The sequence below is a fragment of the Bacillus sp. SJZ110 genome, from assembly GCF_006715455.1.
Taxonomy (GTDB): domain Bacteria; phylum Bacillota; class Bacilli; order Bacillales; family Bacillaceae; genus Bacillus; species Bacillus subtilis.
The window spans coordinates 154080-177515 of sequence record NZ_VFNF01000004.1 but is presented as its reverse complement, the minus strand read 5'-3'; the positions used below and the strand labels follow the sequence as shown (position 1 = coordinate 177515).

At 39.8% G+C, this 23436-nt stretch carries 28 protein-coding genes; 2 read left to right on the top strand and 26 right to left on the bottom strand.

Going from position 1 to position 23436, the window contains the following annotated elements:
• Positions 1 to 12: 12 nt before the first annotated feature.
• Genes FB592_RS13310 through FB592_RS13285 form a run of 6 tightly spaced genes read right to left on the bottom strand, consistent with a single transcriptional unit; the run spans position 13 to position 7309 of the window.
• The gene (locus tag FB592_RS13310; RefSeq protein ID WP_024122153.1) at positions 13 to 279 is read right to left on the bottom strand and encodes a DUF2577 family protein; all 267 of its coding nucleotides are present in this window, start codon (positions 277 to 279) and stop codon (positions 13 to 15) included.
• Positions 276 to 1256, bottom strand: coding sequence for an XkdQ/YqbQ family protein (locus FB592_RS13305; RefSeq protein WP_141949599.1), 981 nt, complete (start codon positions 1254 to 1256; stop codon positions 276 to 278). Before FB592_RS13305 ends, FB592_RS13310 begins: the two co-directional genes overlap by 4 nt.
• Before the next feature lie 12 nt (positions 1257 to 1268).
• A complete protein-coding gene (locus tag FB592_RS13300) occupies positions 1269 to 1928 on the bottom strand; it encodes a LysM peptidoglycan-binding domain-containing protein (protein ID WP_141949596.1) in 660 nt (219 codons plus the stop codon).
• Positions 1921 to 6678 (bottom strand): phage tail tape measure protein, encoded by a 4758-nt coding sequence (locus FB592_RS13295; protein WP_141949594.1) that lies wholly within the window; start codon positions 6676 to 6678, stop codon positions 1921 to 1923. Before FB592_RS13295 ends, FB592_RS13300 begins: the two co-directional genes overlap by 8 nt.
• Before the next feature lie 2 nt (positions 6679 to 6680).
• Entirely contained in the window at positions 6681 to 6818 is a 138-nt protein-coding gene (locus tag FB592_RS13290) for a hypothetical protein (protein WP_129508173.1), read from the bottom strand.
• Positions 6819 to 6859: 41 nt separating this feature from the next.
• Entirely contained in the window at positions 6860 to 7309 is a 450-nt protein-coding gene (locus tag FB592_RS13285; RefSeq protein WP_032725183.1) for a phage tail assembly chaperone, read from the bottom strand.
• 149 nt (positions 7310 to 7458) lie between these two features.
• On the opposite strand from FB592_RS13285, the gene FB592_RS21290 reads away from it, so the two are divergent.
• Complete coding sequence (locus tag FB592_RS21290) at positions 7459 to 7551, top strand: putative holin-like toxin (RefSeq protein ID WP_221626017.1); 93 nt, start codon at positions 7459 to 7461, stop codon at positions 7549 to 7551.
• Between the two features lie 369 nt (positions 7552 to 7920).
• On the opposite strand, the gene FB592_RS13275 is transcribed toward FB592_RS21290, so the two are convergent.
• The 20 genes from FB592_RS13275 to FB592_RS13180 all read right to left on the bottom strand — a co-directional run bounded on the left by FB592_RS13275 (position 7921) and on the right by FB592_RS13180 (position 22770).
• A complete protein-coding gene (locus FB592_RS13275) occupies positions 7921 to 8364 on the bottom strand; it encodes a phage tail tube protein (RefSeq protein WP_019715091.1) in 444 nt (147 codons plus the stop codon).
• A gap of 2 nt (positions 8365 to 8366) precedes the next feature.
• Positions 8367 to 9767: a phage tail sheath family protein gene (locus FB592_RS13270; RefSeq protein ID WP_141949592.1), complete on the bottom strand. Its 1401-nt coding sequence runs from the start codon at positions 9765 to 9767 to the stop codon at positions 8367 to 8369.
• Entirely contained in the window at positions 9768 to 9959 is a 192-nt protein-coding gene (locus FB592_RS13265) for a YqzN/YkzM domain-containing protein (protein ID WP_010886574.1), read from the bottom strand. It abuts the gene before it with no gap.
• Entirely contained in the window at positions 9956 to 10393 is a 438-nt protein-coding gene (locus FB592_RS13260; protein ID WP_141949591.1) for a phage tail terminator family protein, read from the bottom strand. The genes FB592_RS13265 and FB592_RS13260 overlap by 4 nt, the downstream gene beginning before the upstream one ends.
• Positions 10394 to 10405: 12 nt before the next feature.
• Entirely contained in the window at positions 10406 to 10909 is a 504-nt protein-coding gene (locus FB592_RS13255; RefSeq protein WP_141949590.1) for an HK97 gp10 family phage protein, read from the bottom strand.
• Positions 10906 to 11268, bottom strand: coding sequence for a YqbH/XkdH family protein (locus tag FB592_RS13250; RefSeq protein WP_017697474.1), 363 nt, complete (start codon positions 11266 to 11268; stop codon positions 10906 to 10908). The genes FB592_RS13255 and FB592_RS13250 overlap by 4 nt, the downstream gene beginning before the upstream one ends.
• Entirely contained in the window at positions 11265 to 11660 is a 396-nt protein-coding gene (gene yqbG / locus FB592_RS13245; RefSeq protein WP_119996334.1) for a protein YqbG, read from the bottom strand. Before yqbG ends, FB592_RS13250 begins: the two co-directional genes overlap by 4 nt.
• A gap of 4 nt (positions 11661 to 11664) precedes the next feature.
• A complete protein-coding gene (locus tag FB592_RS13240; protein WP_119996332.1) occupies positions 11665 to 11976 on the bottom strand; it encodes a YqbF domain-containing protein in 312 nt (103 codons plus the stop codon).
• 10 nt (positions 11977 to 11986) lie between these two features.
• A complete protein-coding gene (locus tag FB592_RS13235; RefSeq protein WP_061573747.1) occupies positions 11987 to 12922 on the bottom strand; it encodes a phage major capsid protein in 936 nt (311 codons plus the stop codon).
• 18 nt (positions 12923 to 12940) lie between these two features.
• A complete protein-coding gene (locus FB592_RS13230) occupies positions 12941 to 13915 on the bottom strand; it encodes an XkdF-like putative serine protease domain-containing protein (RefSeq protein WP_141949589.1) in 975 nt (324 codons plus the stop codon).
• A 137-nt stretch (positions 13916 to 14052) separates the two neighbouring features.
• Positions 14053 to 14967 (bottom strand): hypothetical protein, encoded by a 915-nt coding sequence (locus FB592_RS13225; protein WP_095713361.1) that lies wholly within the window; start codon positions 14965 to 14967, stop codon positions 14053 to 14055.
• Positions 14968 to 15011: 44 nt separating this feature from the next.
• Positions 15012 to 15929: a phage minor head protein gene (locus tag FB592_RS13220; RefSeq protein ID WP_141949588.1), complete on the bottom strand. Its 918-nt coding sequence runs from the start codon at positions 15927 to 15929 to the stop codon at positions 15012 to 15014.
• Entirely contained in the window at positions 15926 to 17458 is a 1533-nt protein-coding gene (locus tag FB592_RS13215; RefSeq protein WP_046663727.1) for a phage portal protein, read from the bottom strand. Before FB592_RS13215 ends, FB592_RS13220 begins: the two co-directional genes overlap by 4 nt.
• 3 nt (positions 17459 to 17461) lie before the next feature.
• The gene (locus tag FB592_RS13210; RefSeq protein WP_141949587.1) at positions 17462 to 18757 is read right to left on the bottom strand and encodes a PBSX family phage terminase large subunit; all 1296 of its coding nucleotides are present in this window, start codon (positions 18755 to 18757) and stop codon (positions 17462 to 17464) included.
• Positions 18750 to 19469, bottom strand: coding sequence for a phage terminase small subunit (terS, locus tag FB592_RS13205; protein ID WP_141949586.1), 720 nt, complete (start codon positions 19467 to 19469; stop codon positions 18750 to 18752). Before terS ends, FB592_RS13210 begins: the two co-directional genes overlap by 8 nt.
• Before the next feature lie 188 nt (positions 19470 to 19657).
• The gene (locus tag FB592_RS13200; protein ID WP_141949585.1) at positions 19658 to 20089 is read right to left on the bottom strand and encodes a hypothetical protein; all 432 of its coding nucleotides are present in this window, start codon (positions 20087 to 20089) and stop codon (positions 19658 to 19660) included.
• 135 nt (positions 20090 to 20224) lie between these two features.
• Positions 20225 to 20866: a BA5345 family protein gene (locus FB592_RS13195; RefSeq protein ID WP_141949584.1), complete on the bottom strand. Its 642-nt coding sequence runs from the start codon at positions 20864 to 20866 to the stop codon at positions 20225 to 20227.
• Between the two features lie 100 nt (positions 20867 to 20966).
• Entirely contained in the window at positions 20967 to 21200 is a 234-nt protein-coding gene (locus tag FB592_RS13190; protein WP_141949583.1) for a hypothetical protein, read from the bottom strand.
• Between the two features lie 264 nt (positions 21201 to 21464).
• Positions 21465 to 21920 carry a sigma factor-like helix-turn-helix DNA-binding protein gene (locus tag FB592_RS13185; RefSeq protein WP_141949582.1) on the bottom strand — a complete coding sequence of 152 codons (456 nt, stop codon included), beginning with the start codon at positions 21918 to 21920 and terminating at the stop codon, positions 21465 to 21467.
• A 91-nt stretch (positions 21921 to 22011) separates the two neighbouring features.
• Complete coding sequence (locus FB592_RS13180) at positions 22012 to 22770, bottom strand: hypothetical protein (RefSeq protein ID WP_105990354.1); 759 nt, start codon at positions 22768 to 22770, stop codon at positions 22012 to 22014.
• Between the two features lie 209 nt (positions 22771 to 22979).
• On the opposite strand from FB592_RS13180, the gene FB592_RS13175 reads away from it, so the two are divergent.
• On the top strand, positions 22980 to 23339 hold the full coding sequence (locus FB592_RS13175; protein WP_105990353.1) for a BLB8/JUQZ-1 family protein: 360 nt from the start codon (positions 22980 to 22982) through the stop codon (positions 23337 to 23339).
• The last annotated feature ends 97 nt before the right edge of the window (positions 23340 to 23436 follow it).

The window sequence follows — 23436 nt, the reverse complement described above, 5'->3', positions numbered from 1 at the left end:
TCCAAACACCTCCTATATTTTGTCGAGAATAAAAAATGATTGCCCGCCTTTTAAGGAGACAATCATCACACGCTCACCTGTATTCAATGCTTCTTCTTCACCGGCCCGCAGCCGCTTTGGAACAATAATCAAATCGGCAGGTATTATTAATTTGTCACTTTCATTAAGCTTTATTTCAATAGGTGAAACGGAAACCACTTCAGCCGGCATAATATCCACTGGTGACTCAGAATCAACTGCACCGACAGCCAAATGTTTGATTGCTTCACTTAATCTCATGAGGAAACACCATCAGGGATAGAATTTTTCTCAACCACATCAATGGTCATCGTGTGTGTCGATCCTTTAAATTCGTGTTTATCTGTATCAATCCAGTATGTTTTCTTAACCCTGACTTCCGGAATTGAAATATAGACGGGCAAACCGCTCTGAAGATCTGGAATCCCAATTGCTTGAATACTTTTGAGTTCTTTTTTGACGCCTTTCTTCTGTGCCTGTTTAACTTTCGCACGCTGCTGAAGCTGTGCTTGGTTAATGTTATCTGATATTGTTTCAACATACTGAAGCACGCCGTATTTGCTGATACCCGTGTTGTCACTTATGGTAGCCGTATAAGTTTTATTGTCTTTCTGACGCCGCAGCTTTACTCTTGTGGCTGTGTCATTAATGGAAGTGCTGTATTGATAACCAGTAATGTTCACACCCGATTCTAGCACCCATACTTCTGACGGATCAGGCCAAGCGCGAAGGCCGAGCTTCCCCTTCGCCGAATATAATTGATAATTCCTTCCGGTTTGGCTCTTCGTTTGTTTCAAGGCTTTCAGAATCATGTCATAAAGGCTCGTATCATCTTTAAACACTAATGATTTAATGGTGTAACCTGTATTTGCAATGGATGTCGTTGGAATTTGAAAATCTCTTGCCAGGCGCTTAATAATCTCGTCTGCACGCTTATTGGAGAACACATAAACATCTTTGTTCTTAACCAGATATTGCAGCATGTCATAAGCCGTAAAGGTCAGCCCATGTTCTTCCGGATTGCGAGAAAACACAATACCTCGAAACAGCTCTTTCCCTTTCCACTTAAACAGAACCGTATCCCCTTCTGATACGCTGTAATATGAATGGGTTCCTTGTTTCGTTATGATCTTTGCTGTGATTGATCGCGGCGCCTGATAGCGTTGTCCCTCAAGAGAAACACTTTCTGTTACAAGCTCAAGCCATTCCGTTTCTTTAATGACGAAAAGTTCTATCATGTCATCACCTGCTTACTGCGGTATCTTTAATTTTTGCCCAGGAAAGATCCAGTGTCCTGGCTGTCTGATATTCCGTTTGCTTCGTTTGATCATAGCCTTTTTATTGACGTTCCAGATCTTGCGCCATTTTGTGCTGTCTCCATAAAATTTGGCGGCAAGGTCCCACAGTGTATCACCTTTCTTAACGGTGTATGTTTTAGGAGCTGATTTAGATGGCCGTTTCTTCTTCGTCTTTTTCTTCTGCTTGATCTTCCGCGGCGAAGCAGTTTTGTATTCCTTCAGCTTTATTTCATAATCACGATCACCTATATCTTTTTGGCCCTCGCTATAAGAAAAAAAATCGATACTGCAAGTAAAATTAATTTTCGTTCCAGTAATCAAGAATTGAACCGGCTTTTTAGATTTCACCCATTTCTCGATCTTTGCAATAGCATTTTCAGGAGAAGGAAATCCCTTATACTCAGCAAGTGGACTGTGTTTCTTTGGAAAAAAAGAAGAGAACGAAATCTCTTTCGCTCCCGGTTTATCTATAAAAGTGATTTCCCCAAAACTGGCCACTTTTACTGATTCATTTTGAATTGTGTTGGATATATCAATTTGTTCAGGAAGAACAGGAAGCCGCAGCTTGTCCTTCCCTTGTGAAAACCAGAATTCATATACGGATTTAGTCAAAAGCAACGACTCCCTTCGTTCCAATGTTGATATCCTGTTCAAGCTCATCGACAAGGGCCTGCTTAATCTTAGCTACAAGACTGTTCATGTCTTGGTCATTGTGAAAATGCTGATCGCCATTAAACTGAATAATAACCTCTTTACCTCCCGATGCTGTAACAGTTGTTTGCTGACTGCCTGTTGTGGCTGCTGTTACCTGACCGGAAGATAGTTCAGTTTGACGTTTTTGAGATGGGTCTGTGACTTCCATTCCGAGTGCCTTAGCTGCTTGGGCTAATAGATAACGTCCACGGATGCCTCTCTCCTCTGGAATGATCCATTCCCGCTTGTTTCCTTCACCGACACGGGCAATTTGTTCTTTTGTAATCAGTCCGCCGTTAGCGTAGCCAACATATGGACCTCCGTGTCTCATGCTTCTAATGCCTGGTACATTATTAATTGATCCATATCTGCTTTTGATATAGCCAATCGCAGCAGCAGCGTTGTGAATCGGGTTAAGAATGTTATTCATGCCCGGCAATTTGTGTGCGTTGAAGGTACTTGGGATTGTCTGCATGAGCCCCTGAGATGGATGTCCTGCTTTCGCATTACTATCCCATAAGTTGATTGCCTTCGGATTACCCCCTGACTCATGCTGAGCAATTGTCATTAGCCCTGGAAGCCAGCTCATTGGTGTCTTTGTGGCCATGATAGCGGCCATAAGCCATTGCTTCACATTTCCGCTTACTGCCCCCATTCCGGAATAAGCAGCAGCTAGTGCACCTGCTTGTTTTTCAGCAAACTTTTTCACATCAACTGAATCCAGACCTTTTACAATACCAATAGAGGCAAAACGACCGAGACTCATCATGACACGGGAAGGTGAATGAATATCAAGCTCTTCACGAAATGCCTTCTCAACTTTTTTCGCCAGTTCCTTGGCAGCTTCATGGACTTCACTTGCCTTAGAAGTCATACCAGAAACAAAATTACCGACCATACCGCTTCCCCAGCCGTTTGATGATTCTTTAGAGCGGATAAACGGCTTGTTAATATGAGTGCTGACGTATTGATCAGTACCAGTTTGTGAACTATTTTGTCCAGAAGCAAAACCTTTGACCGTTCCGCTTCCCCATGATGAAGATTTATTAACAGTGTTCTGAAATGGCGTTTTAACCTTCGTCTGCAAGAAGCCATCTGTACCGGTCGAAGTGCTGTTCTGACCTTTAGCATATCCATTGACCACTTGCTTTCCGTAATTCGGAGAATAAGAGATTAAATTGTTCATTGGCTGTCCAACGTTTTTCTGTTTCCAAGATTCCATAGAAACAACATTATCTCCAATTCCTTGATCAAAGCCTTTAGTGAACTGTTGACCAAATGAAGTCGCTTGTTCATCAAGACTGGATGTGTCAATTATAGGAGATACAGAAGCAGTCACCGCCGCTCTACGGATTAGCGGGGAAGTTGCTGGTTCACCTCCTGCAGATGAAGCAGACGCTATATCATCAACTACACTCATCCCTAATTTCGAAGCAGCTTGAGAAAGGAGCATTTTGCCGCGACCTTTATTATTCTCAACGGGAATAACAAACTCTTTACCTGCTTCACCAATCCAAGATATTGTTGGCTTCGTAATGTAACCACCAGTAGCATGTTTCTTTGGCTTTTCTTTTCCCGTACCAAATAAATAATTTACGCCACTCTTCACATATCCCCACGCTTTACCAGCAGTTTTTTTCGCACTTGAAGCTACTTTCCCACCGACTTCTTTTACTCCGCCCAAAATACTGCTTCCCAATTCCTTTACACTTTGCCACTTTTCAGACCACCACTTCTTACTAAAAAGGGTTTCTGAGATGGAACTCTTAACACTTTTCCATATTGATTTAGCATTGTCCCATTTATTTTTGGACCAGCTTTTTACACTTTCCCATTTTCCTGACCACCACTTCTCGCTAAATAAAGTGGATTTCAGTTTTCCTTTAACAGATTGCCAAACAGAAGACGCGCTGTCCCATTTACTTTGAGCCCAACCTTTTACGCCTTCCCACTTTCCTGACCACCACTTCTCACTAAATAAAGTGGATTTTATTTTTCGCTTTACGGACTCCCAAACAGATGATGCACTATTCCATTTGTCTTGTGCCCAGCTTTTAACACCAGACCACTTCTCAGACCACCATTCACTATTAAATAAAGTAGACTTCACCTTTTCTTTTACATGAGACCATGTATCACTTAACCCATTGAGAGAAGTCTTCGCATTACTCTTAATGCCGGACCATTTTTCAGACCACCATTTTTGATCAAATAATGTACTGTTTAGTTTCTTCTTTACTTCTGAACCATCAAACGCTTTACCTAAACTTGAACCACCCATGGTGCCTGCTATACCACCAACTATTCCACCAATGGCTGTTCCCACTCCTGGAATAACACTGCCAATAGCTGCTCCTGTAGCCGCTCCAGCAAGACCACCGCCAGCTGATCCAATCTTTTCACCAACATTATCTTTATTCATCCCAATTAAATCGGTTGCCGCTAACGCTGTTCCTAATAGAGGGACTCCTTTTGCAAACTTGCCAACACTTTTCAGAGGACTTAAGACTTTCCCGAACTTCGATGTACCGCCTGCAGCTCTACCAGCTGAGTATAGCTCCGATCTCGTAGTGGTTATTGCTGGTCTTGATCCTCCGGTTGGATTAGTACCTACAGTTCTACCGGAACGCCTTCTCTCCAACCGTTCAGATGACACAACAATTGAACTGTCAGAAGGGTTCATTCGGTTTAGATTACCCCGTCGTCCTAAAACTCTTTTCCCTCGTCTTCTACGAATGCGATCATTTTTACCTCCATCGCTACAACAGCAACATGTTAAGCTGCCGCTTCGAGGTAAACTCGTTGGACTTGTGGCAGTTTTGGATTCTCTGCTCCTTGTGCTGGCATTACGATTACTGTTTCTGTTCCTCCTTTCACTTTGCGTATTAGTGACAGCTTTAGGAGTACGTTTTGGAATTAACTTTCGGATTACGCCTGCTGCATCACTTCCGACAGTACCTATCCCTTTTAACAGCGGACGTAGTATTTTCAAATAACCAATCAACCCAATTAAAGAAGGGATCACAACTTTAATCGCTGTTTTCAAATCATCCCAATGGTTGACGCTCCACTCAATGGCTACGTTTAACTTATCACCTATCTCCTCACCAAGATCAGCAATATCTTTTTTGATCTCTTTAAGTTTTTCCTGACCTTCTTTACTGTTAATGAACGAGCTGATTTTATCAAAGGCTGGCCCTAATCCAGTTAGCAGAGAAGTTCCCATATCCTTAGATATGCTTTCAAAATCTCTCATGGCATCATTAACCGGTGTCATCGGATTATTATCCCGAAGTTTCGTAAAGCTTCGTTCTAATTCACCGCTTGTTTTGGCACTTGTACCAATACCCTCAGCCATATCTAAAATCGGCTGCTTAAGGTCTTCATATTGTGTTCCAATAAGCTCAGTCGCAATAGCAGCCCGCTTTGTTTTGTCTTTCACTTTAGAAAGTGCTTTTGCCACCCTAAATAAACTTTCCTCTCCGCTTATTGAACCATCTTTGAAGCCCTTGAACATTTTCTTAGTTTCCTTGGCTCCGAACAGCGTTTTAAATGCGTCCACTTGGCTATCAGACATTTCGGTTCGGCGGATGTTAAACTCACGCATACTATCGGCTAGGTTATCGAAGTTTCTGGCGCCACCCTTTGTTCCTTTTATCATGGCGTTTGCAATCTGGCCGCCTGTGAGCTTCAAGTCTTTAAAGGTGGAACTGTATTCATTCATCGTATCCAATAAATCGTCGGCTTGGTCACCGGCATTCCGATATACATAAGCAATTAAGTCTCCGCTTTGTTTCCCGGACAATTTCAAGTTGTTATACATTGAACTGAAAGCACGATCTACCTCTGCCTGATCAGCATTCATAAGCTGGGCAATCTTACTTGACGACTCAGTCAATTCAGCAAGAGCTTTTTTAGAAGCCCCTGTCTGTTGCGATAAGTTTCTCAAAGATAAACTGACTTCTTCCCGAGAACTGCCCGCTTTATTGTTGAAATAGATCTGATCCGTCATTCTTGCAACATCTTTCTTATTAACGTTTGAAGTTGCTGACACATAAGCATCCTGAGACATTGTACTTTTACCTGAACCCATAATTGAACCTGCAGAAAAACCACCTGCAACTGCCAGAGTAATGGTAGCATCCTTTAAGCTGTCTATTTTCGCTTCAATTGCATCTAGAGCCGCTGAAGCTCTATCCTTAATAGAAACAGTTGGCTCTGCATGTTCGCTATCTACATCGGACACATGACGACGGATCTCATCTAATTGGTTTGAAGCATGATCACGAACTGAAACAGTTGGCTCAGCGTGCGTGCGATTCAAATCAGTGAGACCTCCACGGATCAAACGAAAACGTGGTGTAGCTTGATCATTTACAGAAACCGTCACCTCATGACTGCCTTCGGTAAGATCCTCTGCTTGCTGACGTATAGAATGTAAGCCATTCGAAGCTCGATCATCTAAATCCACTTCAAGCGATCGAGCCCGTCCGGTCAAACGGTTGGCCGATCGGTCAATCCGCCGCATAACTCTCTCAGTCCGGTCTTCAGCCTCAAAAATAAGAGGGCCATTAGCGGCCCTCTTAAGTCTTTCAGCATTGCCTTGTATCATTCGAAGCTTGCGGGAAATCTTATCATGTAATTCAAACGTGGCTGTTAGTTTAGCCATAGTTAATTACCTCCCTTCTTCGCTTCTTTTTCTAACAGCTCAAGCTTATAACTGATTAACCCATATAAGAGCGCCTTGAATTCTTTCGGAGCCTCATATAGTTCTCTTAATTCTGACGGGGCGTATTTGAGCTCATGCATCGCGTAATAAAGATATACAGCCTCTTTGTCCCCGTCCTTTACTAGTTTTTTGCCGCTTCTTCAAGGTCTTCGAGATCATCATCAAAACCGTTGATTTCAATTGCTTTGTTTAGCCAGTTCGCATACTCACCGCCGACTGAAAGAACACGTTTTGCAACTTCCACCGGATCTTCTGTTTTGTAAGCCTCACGTAGTTCCTTAGCTTTAAAGTTAGGGTAAACAGTCGTTTCAACCGCAATACGCGCATAAAAGCGTTGGCTGTCCAAGTCCTTCACACGACCGCGGCCTTTTACATTCTTGTAAGTCGTATTCTCTTTCTCAAGTTCGTCAATTCGTTCAGTCGTAATTGCTTTGAAAATGAATGGAACAACGTTGCCCTCTTTGTCTACAAATCGTTTAGAAATCGGCACTTTTACTTCTTCCGCTTCAATTGTTTGTCCTGGCATAAAGAATGAAAGATCGTATACTTTTTCGTTTTGTTTTTCGCTCATGTTTATTAGCTCCTCTGAAATTAAAATCAATTTTAGGCCAACAAAAAAAGACAACCACAGAAATGGTTGTCTAGTGTATAATTATTCCTGTACATTTGCACGGCTAACTCAAAGGTGGTCTGCTGGCTAAATCCCCTGGAAAGGGGGTGATGCCTATGTCGACTTTTCAAGCGCTTAGTTTAATGCTTGGAACGGGAATGTTTATTCTCGCCTTGTTGACGTATATAGACAAAAAGAAATAGACCACCCTTTGAGGCCTAGGAAACTTCTAGGGTAGGTCCATATCTAAATACACCTATAGCCAGCGCTCCAATGAGGAGCCAGCATTTGTACAAGCCGGAGTGTTGCAGCACTCCGGTATTTTTTTATTTTATGCATTCTAAAGAAAGAAATACATTGATACCAACATCTAATTGATGTTAGTACTGATACTAACTTTAGTATTGGTACTAACGTTAGTACCAATACTAAAGGTCTTTGTATTATTATTACCACTTAATCACAGCGTTATCAAGTGGTAATGTATTAGATTTTCTAGGATTCCACTAGTTTCCCTAGAATTTTTCAAGAAGGATTGAAATGCATTACATGAAATGTATTACAGTTTATTCTTAAAACGTATCCTTTAACTTTTCAGGAACATCAAAGTCTTCGAAAGTAAATGGTACCTCTTCCTCTAATGCTTCTGAGTCCACATCAAGCCCAGCGATTTTCGCAGAATCAAAGTTCACGTCGTACAAGGTGACTCGTTCAGTACCACGACCTGAAGAGGCGTCATCCAAAACAGCTTGTAAGGTGAAGTAAGGATCGCTTCCCTTTTTGACATAGTCCATCATAATAAGAACAAATTGAGAAGTCACTTTATAAAAAGTGGCTGTCCCTGTTCCATTTGCACCTGTTGTTTTATGCCCCGTCATTCGGCGGCCCATGATATTGACTTCGGATTTGTTTTTCTCCACGTTGGCTTCAAAGGTTTTGATATGGGCCATTTCTTCTCCATCAAGAAACAGCCTGCCCTCTTTACCTGAAATGGTGTTTTGCGCTTTTAATGCCATTCTTATTTCACCTCAACGTTAAAGTAGAATTTTTCAGCTGCATCGACGGGTTGAACAGCGAGATCAATCAGGAAGCCGTCACGATCGTTATTCAGAGCAATAGTAATGTCATTCTCTGAATCAAAATCAGTAATGCCCCCGTTATCTTGAAGAACACTCAAGTATTGAGTAATCAGCGTTTTTACAAACTGCAGTCCGTCATTTGTAGCAGGAACGTCACTACCGCTCGCTTTTCGAGACTTGATCAATGCTTTCAATTGAGAAGTCAGATCATTATTGATTGCATCAAGTACACGGACAATTTTGTTTTTCTGGAACATCTTATTTTTCTCTGCTGTTAGGCTTGTGAGTGAATTAATGTCTTTTTCAACCGATACTGATTTATCACGAGAATCATAAGTAAACAAGAATTCCCCCTTTGACAATCGTTCAACGATTTCGTCGTTGTCAATTCGGTTAAGGACATCTACAGCTCCCTCGTATTCTACAAATGTAAGTGATTGATTAAATGTAGCCCCCGCACTTGCGCCGGCAACCCAAGCCGTAGCTTTTTCAGGAGTGATTTCCGTTCCATCTTCAAGTAGGACACCACCAGTTACATTGATAATACCCTCATGGTCTCCCTTGTAATTTGAAAGAACACCTTGAACTTTTTGCCCTTGGTTGTCTCTCAGCCGTTTGATAAACGCAACAAACGTTGCTTTTAATTGCTCGTTATCCTCTACAGGTAAAGCGATTGTGTCAAAGTATTCCGTTTCAGCTGCTTCCAAGAAAGCTGTATAATCGGCATTTGTCGGTGTTTTGTCTGTCCCGCCTGACAAGCGGATTCCGGAAGTTGCAGGGAGAGCACCGCTAACATCTTCAGGGGCCGTACCGGTTAACGGAATAGTGACTGTTAAATCCCCTTTCCCTGTAAATGTGACATAGTTATTTGGTTTAAGCTCTTCAGCTTTAGAAACTGTTTGTTTATCAACTTCTGACTGATCAAGGTAGGTAGCGACATCAACTTTCGAAGAGTCAATAACGTTCTCCGTGATGCTGATAATGATGTCATTTCCTTTAGTACCGCCATAAAGAGCAGTAGCCTTTACACCTTCGCTAATGTCTGCTGAAGCACGAAGACCTTCCGTCAGACGATAAAGCAGGACTGTATTTGCCTTTTTCATTGCCTCACGTAAAAGCAACAGCGAAGGATCATCAATGTTCAATCCCACTTTTTTATTAAGGTCCTCGATTGAAGAAATAGAAATGAATCTCTTAACCTCTCCCCAGCTGGATGCTATCGGCAGCGCAACTGTTCCGCGTTCTCCGGCAGAAACACGGTTTTCCGCGGTCGTTTTGAAGTTAAAGTAAATACCGGCACGCTCTTTTTCCTTGCCAGGTGTGAAAGTTCCGCCGTTCATCTATTTGACCTCCTTTTGAAGAAACTGAGAAATCAACTTCTTCGCTTCCGATTTTGTAATACTCATTTTATGAACATGAAAAAGAGCACCGTCAAACACCTCGGGTTTTACCCCAAAGAGCTCTCGACTGTGCTCTCGCAAATCCTTAATATAAAAAGCATTTTCCGCTTTCTCTTTTTTAGTGGCCATCATTTCACCCCACTTTTAAATTTAAAACCATCCAATGAACGCTGTTCTTCCCGCTCATACCAATAGCGGCTCGTCCAGTTTAAGACAATGGTCGCGTAATCGTCTGACACCCGTGTTTCTATTCGAGATAGCCGAATAAAATCCCCCGTATCCTCGCCAGATTCCTGCATGAGCGGAATTATGCCCCTATTGCTTCTAAGTGTATCCGCAATTCGTTCCGCTTCGTTATGAGCCTTCTGTGCATTTTCGTGAAAGAGTTTTACGTTTAAAACATAGGCTTTCTGAAACGTGGATACTGTATCCCCCCCATCGACCGTGGAAGCCGGTGGAAAGTAAAGGGACGGAACAGCAAAGTCCTGCGGTATTTCTTCTTCATACACTTGAACAGGATACAGTTTGTATAGATAGCTCATAATTGAACCTACCTCTTGATTCATGGCATCACCGCCTTAAAATTCTTCATCAATCCATTGCTGCAGCTTCCGCTCTAGGCTTCTCTCAAACATCAACTGAAAAATAGCCATGGCGTTATCCCAAAACCCAGAACCGTCTATCCATTGGAACTTCAGCAGCATACCGGAATTTCTTTCGGCAGGGTCATATTCGAAACGGTCACCTTTCCACCGCCCTGGAACCCACCGTCTATCCTGATTTTTAGACGGATCGATCGTAAAGTGCCCGTCATTGACGTATGAGGCGTATTCCAGATTTGTTCCAACATCCAACTTTAAGCTGCCTTTTGTCATCGAAAAGATATTATCCTGATCACCTATCTGAAAGGAATTAAGCAAGCGGCGTGTGTCTACCGTCTTCGTCCTGATAATTTCATCTTGGATAATGTCTAGGAACTCAAAACCCATAGCTTCAAGCCACTCCTCGTACTTCCCTTTCAATCCTCCACGAGAAGCACGGTTTAATGATTGAATGAACTGATCAAGACCTTTTATCTTCACAGATATTCAACCTCCCGTACTGCCGTCACTTCCCAATGATGATTCCTGATTTTGCGGGGCTTCTGTAATTTATAAGCAGTCCCATCCCAAACCGCCCTGTCATTTACTCGAATATCAGCAGTAGCAGGGAAATGCACAAGGAATGATTGATAAATAGCTACATTCGGTTCCTGTTGGATAATGGACTGACTCTTTTCTGTAAAATAACACGGCTGATTTTCTATGTCCGGCTCATCAGGGTACGAAAAAACCGGTTGAACATCTTCAACCGGCACCCCGAATTTTTGCTTTCTATTTTCTTTTTTCTCCTGCAGATGGTAAATGTCACATCTGTGAGTCAGTAAAGATCGATAACTCATATTGATCTCATCCGCACTTTCGCTTCAACCCCTTCTAAATCAGGGTCACCCGGTTTTACATAATCTTTTATTAATGCATACACATCAGGTTTTTGAAGAGAATTGCCATCCCCTAGAGTATAAGAATAATCACCAATTTTTTCAGTTGTATATCCTTTAATAATTGACTCGTCGCCATTTATAAGAGCATAAAACTGAGACAACTTTAATAGGGCCAGTCGAACCGTTTCAGGCAAAGGAATATACTCTGCATCTGAAAAATCATGTCCAACTTTAAGAATGATATCTGCAGTTGCCTCAAGTATATCTTGTTTTAACAACTCGTCAGGTCTGGTCTTTACAGACTCAAAAACCGAATAACTCTTTAATTCATCGGGAGTGATTAACAACATGAGGTCACTCCCCTTTGTTATCTATTTGCTTAAGGATGTAGGCAATTCTTTCATCTGCGTTTTTGAAGTCAGACGGATTGCCACCAAGATTAGAAATAATGGATTCATGCTCTGCTTTATTCATACCTTTCAATTCCGATTCAGTATAATTTATCGGATCAGCCTTTTGATTCTTAAGATCTTTACCCAGCACAAAATATGGATTTTCATTTAAATACTCATAGAGCTTTTTCGATACTGTTTGACTGACACCTGCTCGAAAGGTTATTCCCATAACATTGTACGTTTTGCCTTTAATAAGCTTTGCAGTATACACGCCAGACCACCTACTCCTTCACTTTCACGATCTTGGCTACGGCGTCCTCTTCTTCAAAAACACTATCCAATTTCGCTGTCAAAACAATGATAAACATACGGCGACGAATGTCCTTATCTACTTCAATTCGAATGTTACGAGAGAATCCGAGAATAATATTCTTCGGATGAGTTAGGATGATATCAGAAACATCGGCTGCAGTATCTCCCTCTCCAATCGTATAAGGCTGTAAATTTGCAATACCTTTGACCGGAACACCAAACGCAGAAGAAAGACCACCTTGAACAGCTGCATCCCCTAAGTTCGTTTGACGATCCGCTACACGATCTTTCCATTCAACCTCAATACCAGGCGATGTATAGAAACGGAACTCCTGCGGAATTCGCAAATATTTAGGAGGTACAGCTTTGTATCCTCGTTTAAATGTTTGGCGTGTCAGTTCCTCACCTGCAGCATCGACAATATGAGATGTAGCTTGTTTTCTGATGCCATCTAATTGTGCAAGATATGAGTCGGACGAAGATGTATCCCCATTTACAAGCAACTCTTCAATATCAACCGCAGCACGTTCAGCTATCATTTGCATGATTGTATTTTGAAGGCCATCTTTTTCGATGTTGTTTTCAAGTGTGTCATAAGTGATGTTAACTTCAGCAATAACTTCTTTTGTGCTTAAGTTAACTGTGCTAGTTGATGGAACTGATTTTTGATCTTTAGTTAACGCAACTCCTTCTTGGGCTGCCCTTAAAATACGCTGACCAAAACCGATCTTCTCGATTTTCTGTGTGTCATGGTCCATTTGAATAACACGCGCATCTCTTAAAATAGTTGGCGTATCTTGAACCATTCGAATAAAAGTTGAAGCTTGAGTAGGGTTCATAATCCCGCCGCTCTCTAAAGTAGAAAGCGTCATTTCTGCTTTATTAATAACCTCTTGATTTCTCATTCGTATCCTCCTTATCCATTAAAACAACCCTGACCAGATTGATTTTTGAACTTGTTCAGAACCCGATTCTTCGGTTTGCTTAGATGTTCCACGTTTTTTTTCGATTGCTTCAATTCGATCAACGAGCGGTTGAACAGCTTCTGATATTGCCTTTTTCAACTTCTCGCCCTCTTTTTCAACCTCTTCTTCTGTTTTTTCTTTACCTTTCTTTTTAGGATCTACTTCTTTTTCTATATCTGTCAGCCGCTTCTCAATTGGCTCTAATGCGGCTTGAATTGATTTTGTTACTTCCTCCGAAGTCATTTCTTTTTCCTCCTCTTCTGTCTCAACCTGACTCAGCAAGTTACCGAGAGCAGTATGAGCATTTTTAATTTCTTGTAGGTTTGAAGCGGAAAACTTTCTGCCCGCCTTTTCAACTGGCTCATGGTATGACGGCTGATGCTTTCCCATAAAAAAGTTTTTGAGCAAATTAAAAAGCCCTTTCTCATCTGTTTTCACTTGAGAAACGGGCTTTTCTTCTTGCTTTTCAATTGTCTCGGCGGTACCAGCCATTGAATAACCGGTAATTTCGCCTTTTTTGATTTGCTCCCATACTTCTTCGGAAGCCTTTGTAACGAGGATCCATGAGCCTTTTTTGATGGTTTCTCCATTCATTTCAAAGTCTGCAGGTGCGACATAGGATTCAACCACCTCACCAACACCACCATGAAAATCATGCTGCTTGTCGATTTGACGAGCATCTTTCAGGAATCCATGAGCGGCCTTTTCGATTTCTGTAGCTGTCATGAAATCCCCGTGGGCGTCCACTGTGTCAGGTTCATAAACAATACCGTAAACGAGTTTTTCCTCGCCTGCTTCTTTTGCAAGAACCTTGACCTCCTTTTGAAAGTCAGGCTGTTTATCTGATTTCATAAAAAAGAACTGCTTTTGATTAGCAGCCTTATCCACGTAAGAAACATGTGTGATTTTTGCGTTCACCAATTCTCTTGGCATGTTGTTCACCTCCTTTCAAATATTAAAACGCCACTAAAAATTTAATGGCGTTACAAGTGCTAAATAGGACGTCCCTTTATCAGCCCTCAGCTCACCTAGAGCTCCTAAGCAGGTGTAGAGTTAAATGAAACACACATTTACACTTTTTCCACTTCTTTAAATTTCATTGTTTTTATAAACTGTATCGTGGCTAAAGTATTTAGGAGTCTCAAGACGTCCGCTTTTCCCCAGTGTTGAGGATTATCCCGACCATGAAGTATCCAGTTTCTATTAATCATAGGTTGTCTTTCTTTATCAAAAAAATGAGTTTTGAAAAGCTTGTCCTCAAAAAAATAAAAAATAGAATACGATGCAATTGCTAAGTATTTATCACTCTCATCAATCTTGTCTTTAAATTCACTCATCAATTTCATCCCGACTTTTAAACTCTCCGTTAACTCGCTAATTTCACCTTCAATAATTGTGATGAGTGCAGGGACTGATATCCTAAATCCACCTTTCTTATATAATTCAAACGAATGATCAATAAGTTCCTTCCATCTATCACCTAGACCCTCCAATAAGACTTCTTTTAGCCCATCAAGTTGCTTATAGTTATCTTTTTCATAATATGACACAAAGGTATTATCTAATTCCTCTTGATTGTATTCTAGGAAATCATCATCAAGATAAAAATGTATTGGAATTTCTTCGGTTAAAGTCCATCCATGACGAGAGTTGTGATATGTAATTTTTTCAATTCTTGAATAATCAATTATAATCTTTGGCAATCGCAAGTTGATTTTAGGAAATGTCGGAAACCTCATTGCTCTAACAGAAGATGCAGCAGATGCAGCCTTCATAACTCGTTGAATTCTGGCGGCGGGGTTAGTATGAACCATCTTTGTTAAAGCTTTTTGTTGCGCCATTAGCGACTCAAATCTTTGTCTTGGTAAATTTAATGTTCGGTGGAGAGAATGAATCTGTGAAGACATACTGGTAGCCTTAAGAAGTTCTCTATTTCTCTTCTCCATTTCTTCAAAAACCTTTGCGATCTGACTATAATAATTCAACTGCTTCACCTCCCGTTTTGTAGTAACGAGGTAATTATACTACTTTATTCCATATTTGCTAAGACTTCTCTTCGAATCTCTTCTTTTTCATCTGCTGACAACCCCAAAATCTCGTTATCTATCACAGGCGATAGAACACAATGGCAATTTACCCGCTCCCCTGCCGATAGTTTAGGATCTCGCGGAAACATGCAGGTCTCGCCACTACCTGGTATCTGAAATTCTTCATCTACTCCAATGACTGTGCCGTCTAGGTCGATATGATTCTCGCGTGGGTTGTTTTTCTTTCCTCCGCTGTGCCGCCATTTCTTTTTCTTTACTGCCGGCGATTGCGCATATGATTCATGCTGAGCAGCAGAGGAAGCGGCAAGCACTTCAGTTATGGCTGTTTTGCGAGCCCGTTCCCTATCAAATTGAGGCATGTCTTTGAGAGTCAATTCAATGTCTTGAATGGATGACCCGTTTTCAATAGCAGCCGTCAACACGTTTTCCACAGCTTCATGAGTGTTTAACTTCATGATCTCAGCCAGCTTTTCAGACCAACCTTTGATCCAATCCGCTACCCTGGTTGATAAAGCTTTGAACGGCACTTCCGGATCCAATGAATCCATGATCACTTCGGCTAGTTCTTCAATGGTCTGCTGCAGGAATCCCTCGGTCAGTTCCTGAAATTCCTCCTCGAAATCATCCTCCGCAAAAAGGTTCTGAGTAAAAAACACCAAAAGGGCTTCTAACGTTTCTTTTGAGTCTTTGCTTATAAAACTATTCAGACCATCTACAAACTTTTTACGCTGGCACCTGAGTAATCTAGCGATGCCTTTTTCATATTCCTCCACATACTTGGGTATATTAGATTTGCCAGGAAAGTCAGGTACCATCTCCCCCAATTGCTTATACTGATTTTCCTCGGCTTTTTGAATAAATGCGTTCAGACTGTCCAATAGCTTATCCGTTTTGTTCATCTCTTCAAATCCTCCAGAACATCCCGCATATCTTTTAATAACCCGATCATATCAGGAGTACCATTCTTAGATTTAAACAGCGCAGCCAAAGGATCGGAAGCGGACGACTCGTTAGTTTTATCAAGCGGCCTGTTGTATTCTTCTTCTGGCCATTCTTCAAGTGTCTTACCGAGTACCCTTCCAGCCAAATCACGTAGGTCATTCGGAGAAACTGCACCTGCTGTTATAAACGGTGTTAGAACCTTAGCAATTTCTAAAGGATCTCTAAAGTCTGGCCCTTTCAACATAAGACGAACCTTATGAATTTCAAGGTCATTTAGAAATAAAGCATTTAGTTTACCTGTGATTAATTTTCTTTCTGGCTGAAAGACTTGTTCCTCAGTAATCTTCCTTGCTGTATCTGCAGTCGCTCTGTTGTAATCTTGAGCTTCACCTGTATAAAGTGGAGGCAAACGAAAAGCCGATCTAATTTTGTCTCGGCTCTTTTGGTCATATTCAAGAAACAAGGCATCTTCTTGAAGGATCTCAGCAAGTGATTTAATATCGACTTTCACGGGAGCAATCTCTTCATCACCATGAATGTTTTTCCCCTTCGCTATGCCTTCCGCTTCAAGTAAAAGAAACTTATGTGCGTTCTCCACTCCTTCAAGCCCATTCATGTAATCCTGCAATTGTGTGTATGAATCCTCTGACAACATTCCGTTTTCAATTGTAATGGCAGCGGGAATATGTCTTCCTTGTTTGAAATACATGAAGTTCAGCTCTTCTGCTTTACGAGCTCCATACAGATTAACAATATGGCCAATCCATCGTGGTTTTCCATAAGTACCGCTTCCTATTTTGAAATGCACCACTTCATTAGCTCGTTTCTCGAATGGAGTCTGCTCATCATATTGACCTGTCTCCAGATTTAAAGTACGAGGGTCACCATACTCCTTAAAGTAAACCATACGGCCGTCAATCATCTGAACATACTTACGAAATCGTTTTTCTCTTTTGATTGATTTCATTTGTCCTTGTTCGAAGTATGTAAAATCAACTTCGATTGGTTCAGACAGTTTGCAAACTCGTACATTTTGAACATCCATGTATTCAATGCCGGCTGGCTTATTTTCACCGTTTCGGATAACCTCAATAAATCCATTACCGGTCTTTTCTCGGTCTTCAATAACAAAGCCGAGTAAAGTCTCAGCTGACTCATCAAAGTGAAGATATTTAACGAACTCTTCAAGCTTTGTCCATTCACTTTCAGCTTCTGTTTTTTCATTGTTTGTCACATCTGGAGAATTTACATCAAACGAATACTCAAAATCAAATCCAAAGCCCACAATATTTGTCCTGTAGGCATCAACACATTGCTGTAAGATTGTTGAATACTCAGCAATCATTTTTAATTCCTTTAGGTTATACGGAGGAGGCAAAATATTGCTGTCATAGCTGTCAGCAAATTCATCTTCATAAATTTGTTTCGTTGATTCAGTAGGTGGAGAAGCTTTGATTACTTGCGCTTTAACAGATTGTTTTGACATGCTTTACCTCCTTCCTGGTCTTAATCTTTGCGGTCTCTCTTTAGATTCTTCTTTCAAATCAGTTACCTCATAATCATCGAGAGCGTACCAGATAGCTGATAGTGTATGCGGGTCTATAGTAAACTCGTCTTCTATGATGTTCCCCAGCTTATCAGTAGCATAAGTGAGCGGCTTAAGCTCATAAATCGTGTTCTCGCAACGATCAGAGCAAATGATCTTCCTGAATCGTTTGACCTTCTTTGTGTATTGGAGGCGTGAACCCTGATACTTACGGGCACCCACCATATTGAAACCGTGTTGCTGAAAATATCGGATTGTCTTAGGCTCCGCAGAATCCGCTTTGATTAATTCCTTAGTCTCTGCAAATTCCTTGAGTTCTTCGGCCGTCTTATCGTCCGTTAGTCCATTTTTGTAATACTCCCAGTAGATATAGAGATATTTCTTTTCATGATCCACAGCAACCCTAACAACAGCGTTATACGACTCCACAAAACCAAAGTCCATGCCAACTCGTCTAAGCGGGCGGTTAATATCTGTGATAGCCTTCAAAACCTCTTCATGAGGCCATTCTTCAAACTGCGGTAGTACCCGAATTCCATTCACGCCAAAATGACCTTTCCGAGCAATTCGGTAAAGGTCAGGGTCATATTCCTTCAATTCTTCAAGTTGCTGGACATAGCTTTCTGGCAGAAAAAGATTATCATCTGCCGTTGAGTGATGATAATAGGTGTCGTTGCTAACAATTATCCGCTTTTCATAAAGTTCCTTATCATCCAGTACAAATCGCTTCTCTCGATCGTCTTTAAAGAAATGTTTAAAAGTCCAATTGTCCTCTCCAACTGGATTTGTTGATAATATCATGTGAAGCGGCAAAGTCGGGTGACGAAGACGTCCTAGAAGCTCCTTGAATCCCTCATACTTCACTTCAGAACATTCCTCAATCCAAATGAGCGAAATATTATTGATTGATTTCAGTTTGGCTGGCTTATCCATCCCTTTAAAGATGATTCTGCTGCCATTTGAAAAACGAATCTGCATTGGAGATGATACGCACCTAACAATTTGACCTAATTTCAGATCACTTACAAGTTCATCAAAAAGAGAAAATGTTGAATCCCTATGTGTGTCGTACACCTCTCTGATAACAAGTGCAGTCCGTTTTTCTTTAAGCAATTTCAGAATAATCTTGAGTGCCACATGATAACTTTTGGATGATCCATAACCACCTACTAAGAACTGAAACTTTTGATTCCAGTCAAAGAGAAATTCTTTAAAATGAGGATTTACTTGTTTAATCACTGTCATCACCTTTGTTCACAATGGTGATTTCAAAAGGTTTATCTTCTTCTGTAAGTTCTTCGATTTCTAATTTTTTCTTGTTGATATTTAAACGCATATGCTCCAATTTAAGGCGTCGTTCGTCTTCTACATGAGCTAACTCATCAAACTGTTTTATAAGGTTCCTGAGCTCCGCCATTGCCCGTGATTGAGCATTTAAGAACGTTGCATGACGATCCCAAGAAAATTGGAATTCGTATTCTTCCTCTTCGACTTCGTTTGTCTCAGATAAAACCGATTTTTTCTTTTTCAGTTCCTTAATCATTTCTTCCTTATCAGAAACAAACATGAGTTTTTGGGCCCTTATTATTGCAGCATATTGGATTTGTATTTGGTCCCATATCATATCGACAGGTGAGCATTCCTGAATCTCTTCCATGATGGAGAGAGTTTCTTCTGGCAAGAATTTCGAGAAGAATCCATGAGTCATAGCGTTTTGATTTCTCTGTGGTGCGCCGCCCTTATTCCCTAAAGCATTTTTGTTACCGAGTGGTGCACCTACTTTTTTTGTGTGCACACTTTTCCTGGGAGGTGCACCCTTTTTTCTTTGCCAACCATGCCGCTGTTTCCACGATTTGATTGTGTTAACAGACACCCCGTATCTCTCAGCAAGGTCCTTGTATTTCATACCTTTGAGGTAGTCTTTATGCGCTTGAATGTGCTTTTCAGCCATCTACATCCACCGCCGCCTCCTTTGAATTGAGTTGTTTTGGAAAAGATATTCTATCTAAAAACTGACACCAAGTTATTAATCCAGCAAAAAATTTTCTATCCTATGATTTGAAACAGTCTATTGAAAACATAAAAAACGCCTTCCCGATTAGAAAGACGTAATCAACAAAATGTTTAATAGGATAGTGTTTATCTTTTGTCAGCCGGATGATTAGAATTTTTAAAAGTTCCACTTTTCGCTATCTTATCCAACTTCTCTAATTGTTCAAGTACCTCTCCTAACCCTTCTACTTGTTCACTAATTTTATTCACATCATACTCACCGGTAAAAATGTTATCTAATTGTTGATCTAATGTTTGCATATTATATTTTTCTATCTCTTGTTGGTACTGTTGTTCTAACAGATCCTTCTCATGATTTAATCTTAATTCCTGTTCTCTCAGCTTGCCATCGTACTCAAGTTTGATTTTCTCTTTTTCATTTTCAAATAATTTTTCTTGATTTTCTAATTGTTGCCTAGCCCTTGCTTTCTCACTTCTACTCGTCAACCAATAACTTAGTACAGCAATTATACTACCTCCAATCAATTCTGGTATGTAATTAATAATTGCTTCTTTCATAATATTCCCCCTTTTGAAATCATTATAATACAACAATAAAACAATTTTTACATATTTTTATATACTCACTTAAATTCATGCCCCATTGTCTTAATCATATCTGCAGGGAATAAAAAATGTACCCTAAAGAGGGCACTAAAGTTCTTCTTTTATCATTTTGTCTAAAAAACTTCCTTGGAAATAGTTTAAGTTTGCTGAATAGTATTTAAAGCTTGAAACAACAATTAAAACAATGACAAGCTGTATACCTAACATAACTTCAATTCTAAGTGGAAATGATGATAGACCATATTTCCATAATCCGGCAATTATTGTAAATAAAGCAGCTAAAAAATGACTTACAAAAACAGTTCCTAATGCATGGATTGTAGATAATAGATATCTATACCGCTCAACAATATAATTTCTTTTTTCTTCATCGATTCCCAGTAAATTTTTATGCCATATAAACTCAAAATAAAAATAATCTTCCTTATTATTTTCATTCCAATTATTTGGATAGGGAAAGTTACAAACCCTCTCAATCGCATTATCAAAAATCCGATTTTTATTAAATATCCAATTTGCTACGAAATATAAATGATGAATTATGTAACCGATTACTACCCCAAATACTCCTAGAGAAATAAAAACCCCCACTAATTTTCCGATATCTGAAAATTTTATATGAGCTGTTAGATAATCTAATTCAGTTAAAACAAAAAATGCACCTATCCAAAATAATAACATCCATCCAGGTATGCCCCACCTTATTAAATATTTAGTTTCAAAACTCATGTTTTCATCTCATCTCCAAACTATTATCGGTGAAAAACAGATCACATTGGAAACTTTATGGGAATTAATCGTATAAAAAGCTCTCTTATAGGACGGCTAATTATTTTCTGCTCTTTATATAATCTTCTTTACTGATACCTAAAAGCTCCGCAGAATGCTCATCTGCTGACTGTTGTAAATGATGCATTTGATATTTAACGAATTCTTCTTCAGTAAACACCTTTTTATCGATGAGAATATCAATTAGAGCTTCTATTGTGCATTGACGGTTTACCGATCCGCCTGCCAATTGTTCTAACAAATGTTGTTGATTGACATTAATTGTTCTTGTCATGCTTTCACCTCCTACCTTAATATCGGCAAGAAATTTTTGACAAAGAACCTTTTGCAGAATTTGTCGAACGAAACTGTTGAATAAAACCCACTATTGGTCGGGGATATTAATTTTCACGGAATACTGCTGCTGTTTTATCACCCGATTTACTATGTAAGACCTCCCGATCGAGTTAACCCCCTGCTTATCGTTCGGAGGTTTTATTCGTTGTATAGAATTGGTGGTGACGCAGGAATAATTCACCGCGCCGACCTGCCTCCCATTTTACACCACAGATTTTTTCAGATTCAACAAACGCTCAAAGTGGCAATCTTGGCATAATTGGCTGATCAACTCGTCTTTCATTTTGCGTACAGTTTCCCGTGAAATACCAAGATGAAGACCAATAGCACGGTAACTCATCCCCTCCATCATGCAATCATAAATGACTTTATGCTGCTCTCCTTGTATCTTTTCGGCACCTAGCTCCACTGCATATACCCGTTCCTCATAATACTTAAGACGTTTGAAAAGACGTTCCTCTCTCATATCCATTTGCCTTAGCTCAGCCTGACTCTTCCCAGGACTTCCTTTTGGCATAGCAGCTTCTAATCCATATTGAGCAACACACCAATTTTTCATTGGAATTACTGAACCATAGAGTACCCTCTGCAAACGACGAACCTCTTTCACCATCCAGTGATAGCTATTGATTAGATTTTCAATATCTTTTCGATTCATGATTGTGTCCTCCTTTTTCAAATAAAAAACAGACACCAAACCAACAGCGTAAGTGCTGTAGTTCAGTGTCCGCAGGCTCTCCGTCTTGGACTTAGTTATCTTTAACTTTTAGTAAAATTGGCTCGTTATACAAATCTTCTAGTTTTTTCATCTTAGTTTTTTTGCACATTTTAGGATCGCTATCATCCCCCAATAAAATGATTTCCTTGTTTATTGGATATAAGATAAACCATTTCTTATTATTTTCATCTCTTATATACACAGTTTTTTTAGTAGTCCAATTAATCAATCTTAATACAGGAATAGATATGAAAGGAATTGCCGAACAAAGGACAAAAAACATAATTATTACTGCAATTAACATTCCCAAATCTTTAAACTGAGGGAATGCTATCAGCAAATAAAATTGAATATAAAAAGTGAATAAAGAAGTTAAATATATAGTCACAATTATAATTTTAAATAGTTTTTTTGATTTCAATTTAAAAAACCAACGATTTGGATTTTGAATTTCATTAACAATTACAAGAAATAGGAATATTCCTCCCAATATTATTTGTGAACAGATAGACACCACTTCGTTATAATCCCATTTTAGTTTGTCTCTTAGAGTCTCTGATATTGAATAAAAAATACACATCCAAGCTAAAGCATACAGTAAATACTTACAAAACTTCACAAAAAACAATCTTTCTTTGGAGAATAGCTTCTGTTCAAATATGTTCGAAGATAATAAAGTAATTGGTTGGAATACTTTAAAAATGTTTATTACTAAGAACACTATTGAAATAACAACAGTGGGTATCCCAAAAGAACTCAATAATTTGTTAAGACTTTCTCCCAAATTCATCAATAGTCACCTTCTTCTTCTTAATCTTCCTTAATTTTAGCAACCTGTAAATTCTTCTTCAATGCATCCAATAAAACGCATTGGGTAACAGAGTTGATTATTAAATCAACTCTTATTTCACAAATAGTTAACATTTATTTACAAGGAAAAACTTAACTAATGGTGAACTATTCTAATGCAATACAAAAAAATTAAAGGAGTGTTTCAGAATGAAATTAAGAAAATCTGTAGCATCCCTGCTTGCGGTCTCTGCTTTATCCTTCTCTATTGGTGGTATAGCATCTGCTCAAGAACCAGTTCAATCTAATCACCCCCTGCATTTGAATTCATTATCAGAAGATGCCCCTTTTAAAACGATGGCTAGAAGCGTAACTATTAACGTAGGCAAATCTTATCCAATTGATGATAATGCTTCTTGGGCTGTCGTTGTTAAAGGGTCTCAGTATGTCGAAGTATCTGGTCGTGAAATTATAGGTTTGAAAGACTCAGGTAGTAATAAAGCAGAAGTTTGGATGTATAAATCAAACGGTGCTTTATTAGGAGCCCTTTATGTTACAGTTAGAAAATAGGATCTAAGAGCCTCTTTATAGAGGCTTTTATTTATATTCAATTATAAAAACATACAGAGTTCTAATAATCCCAACTTCTAACCGGTTAACTGTTCAC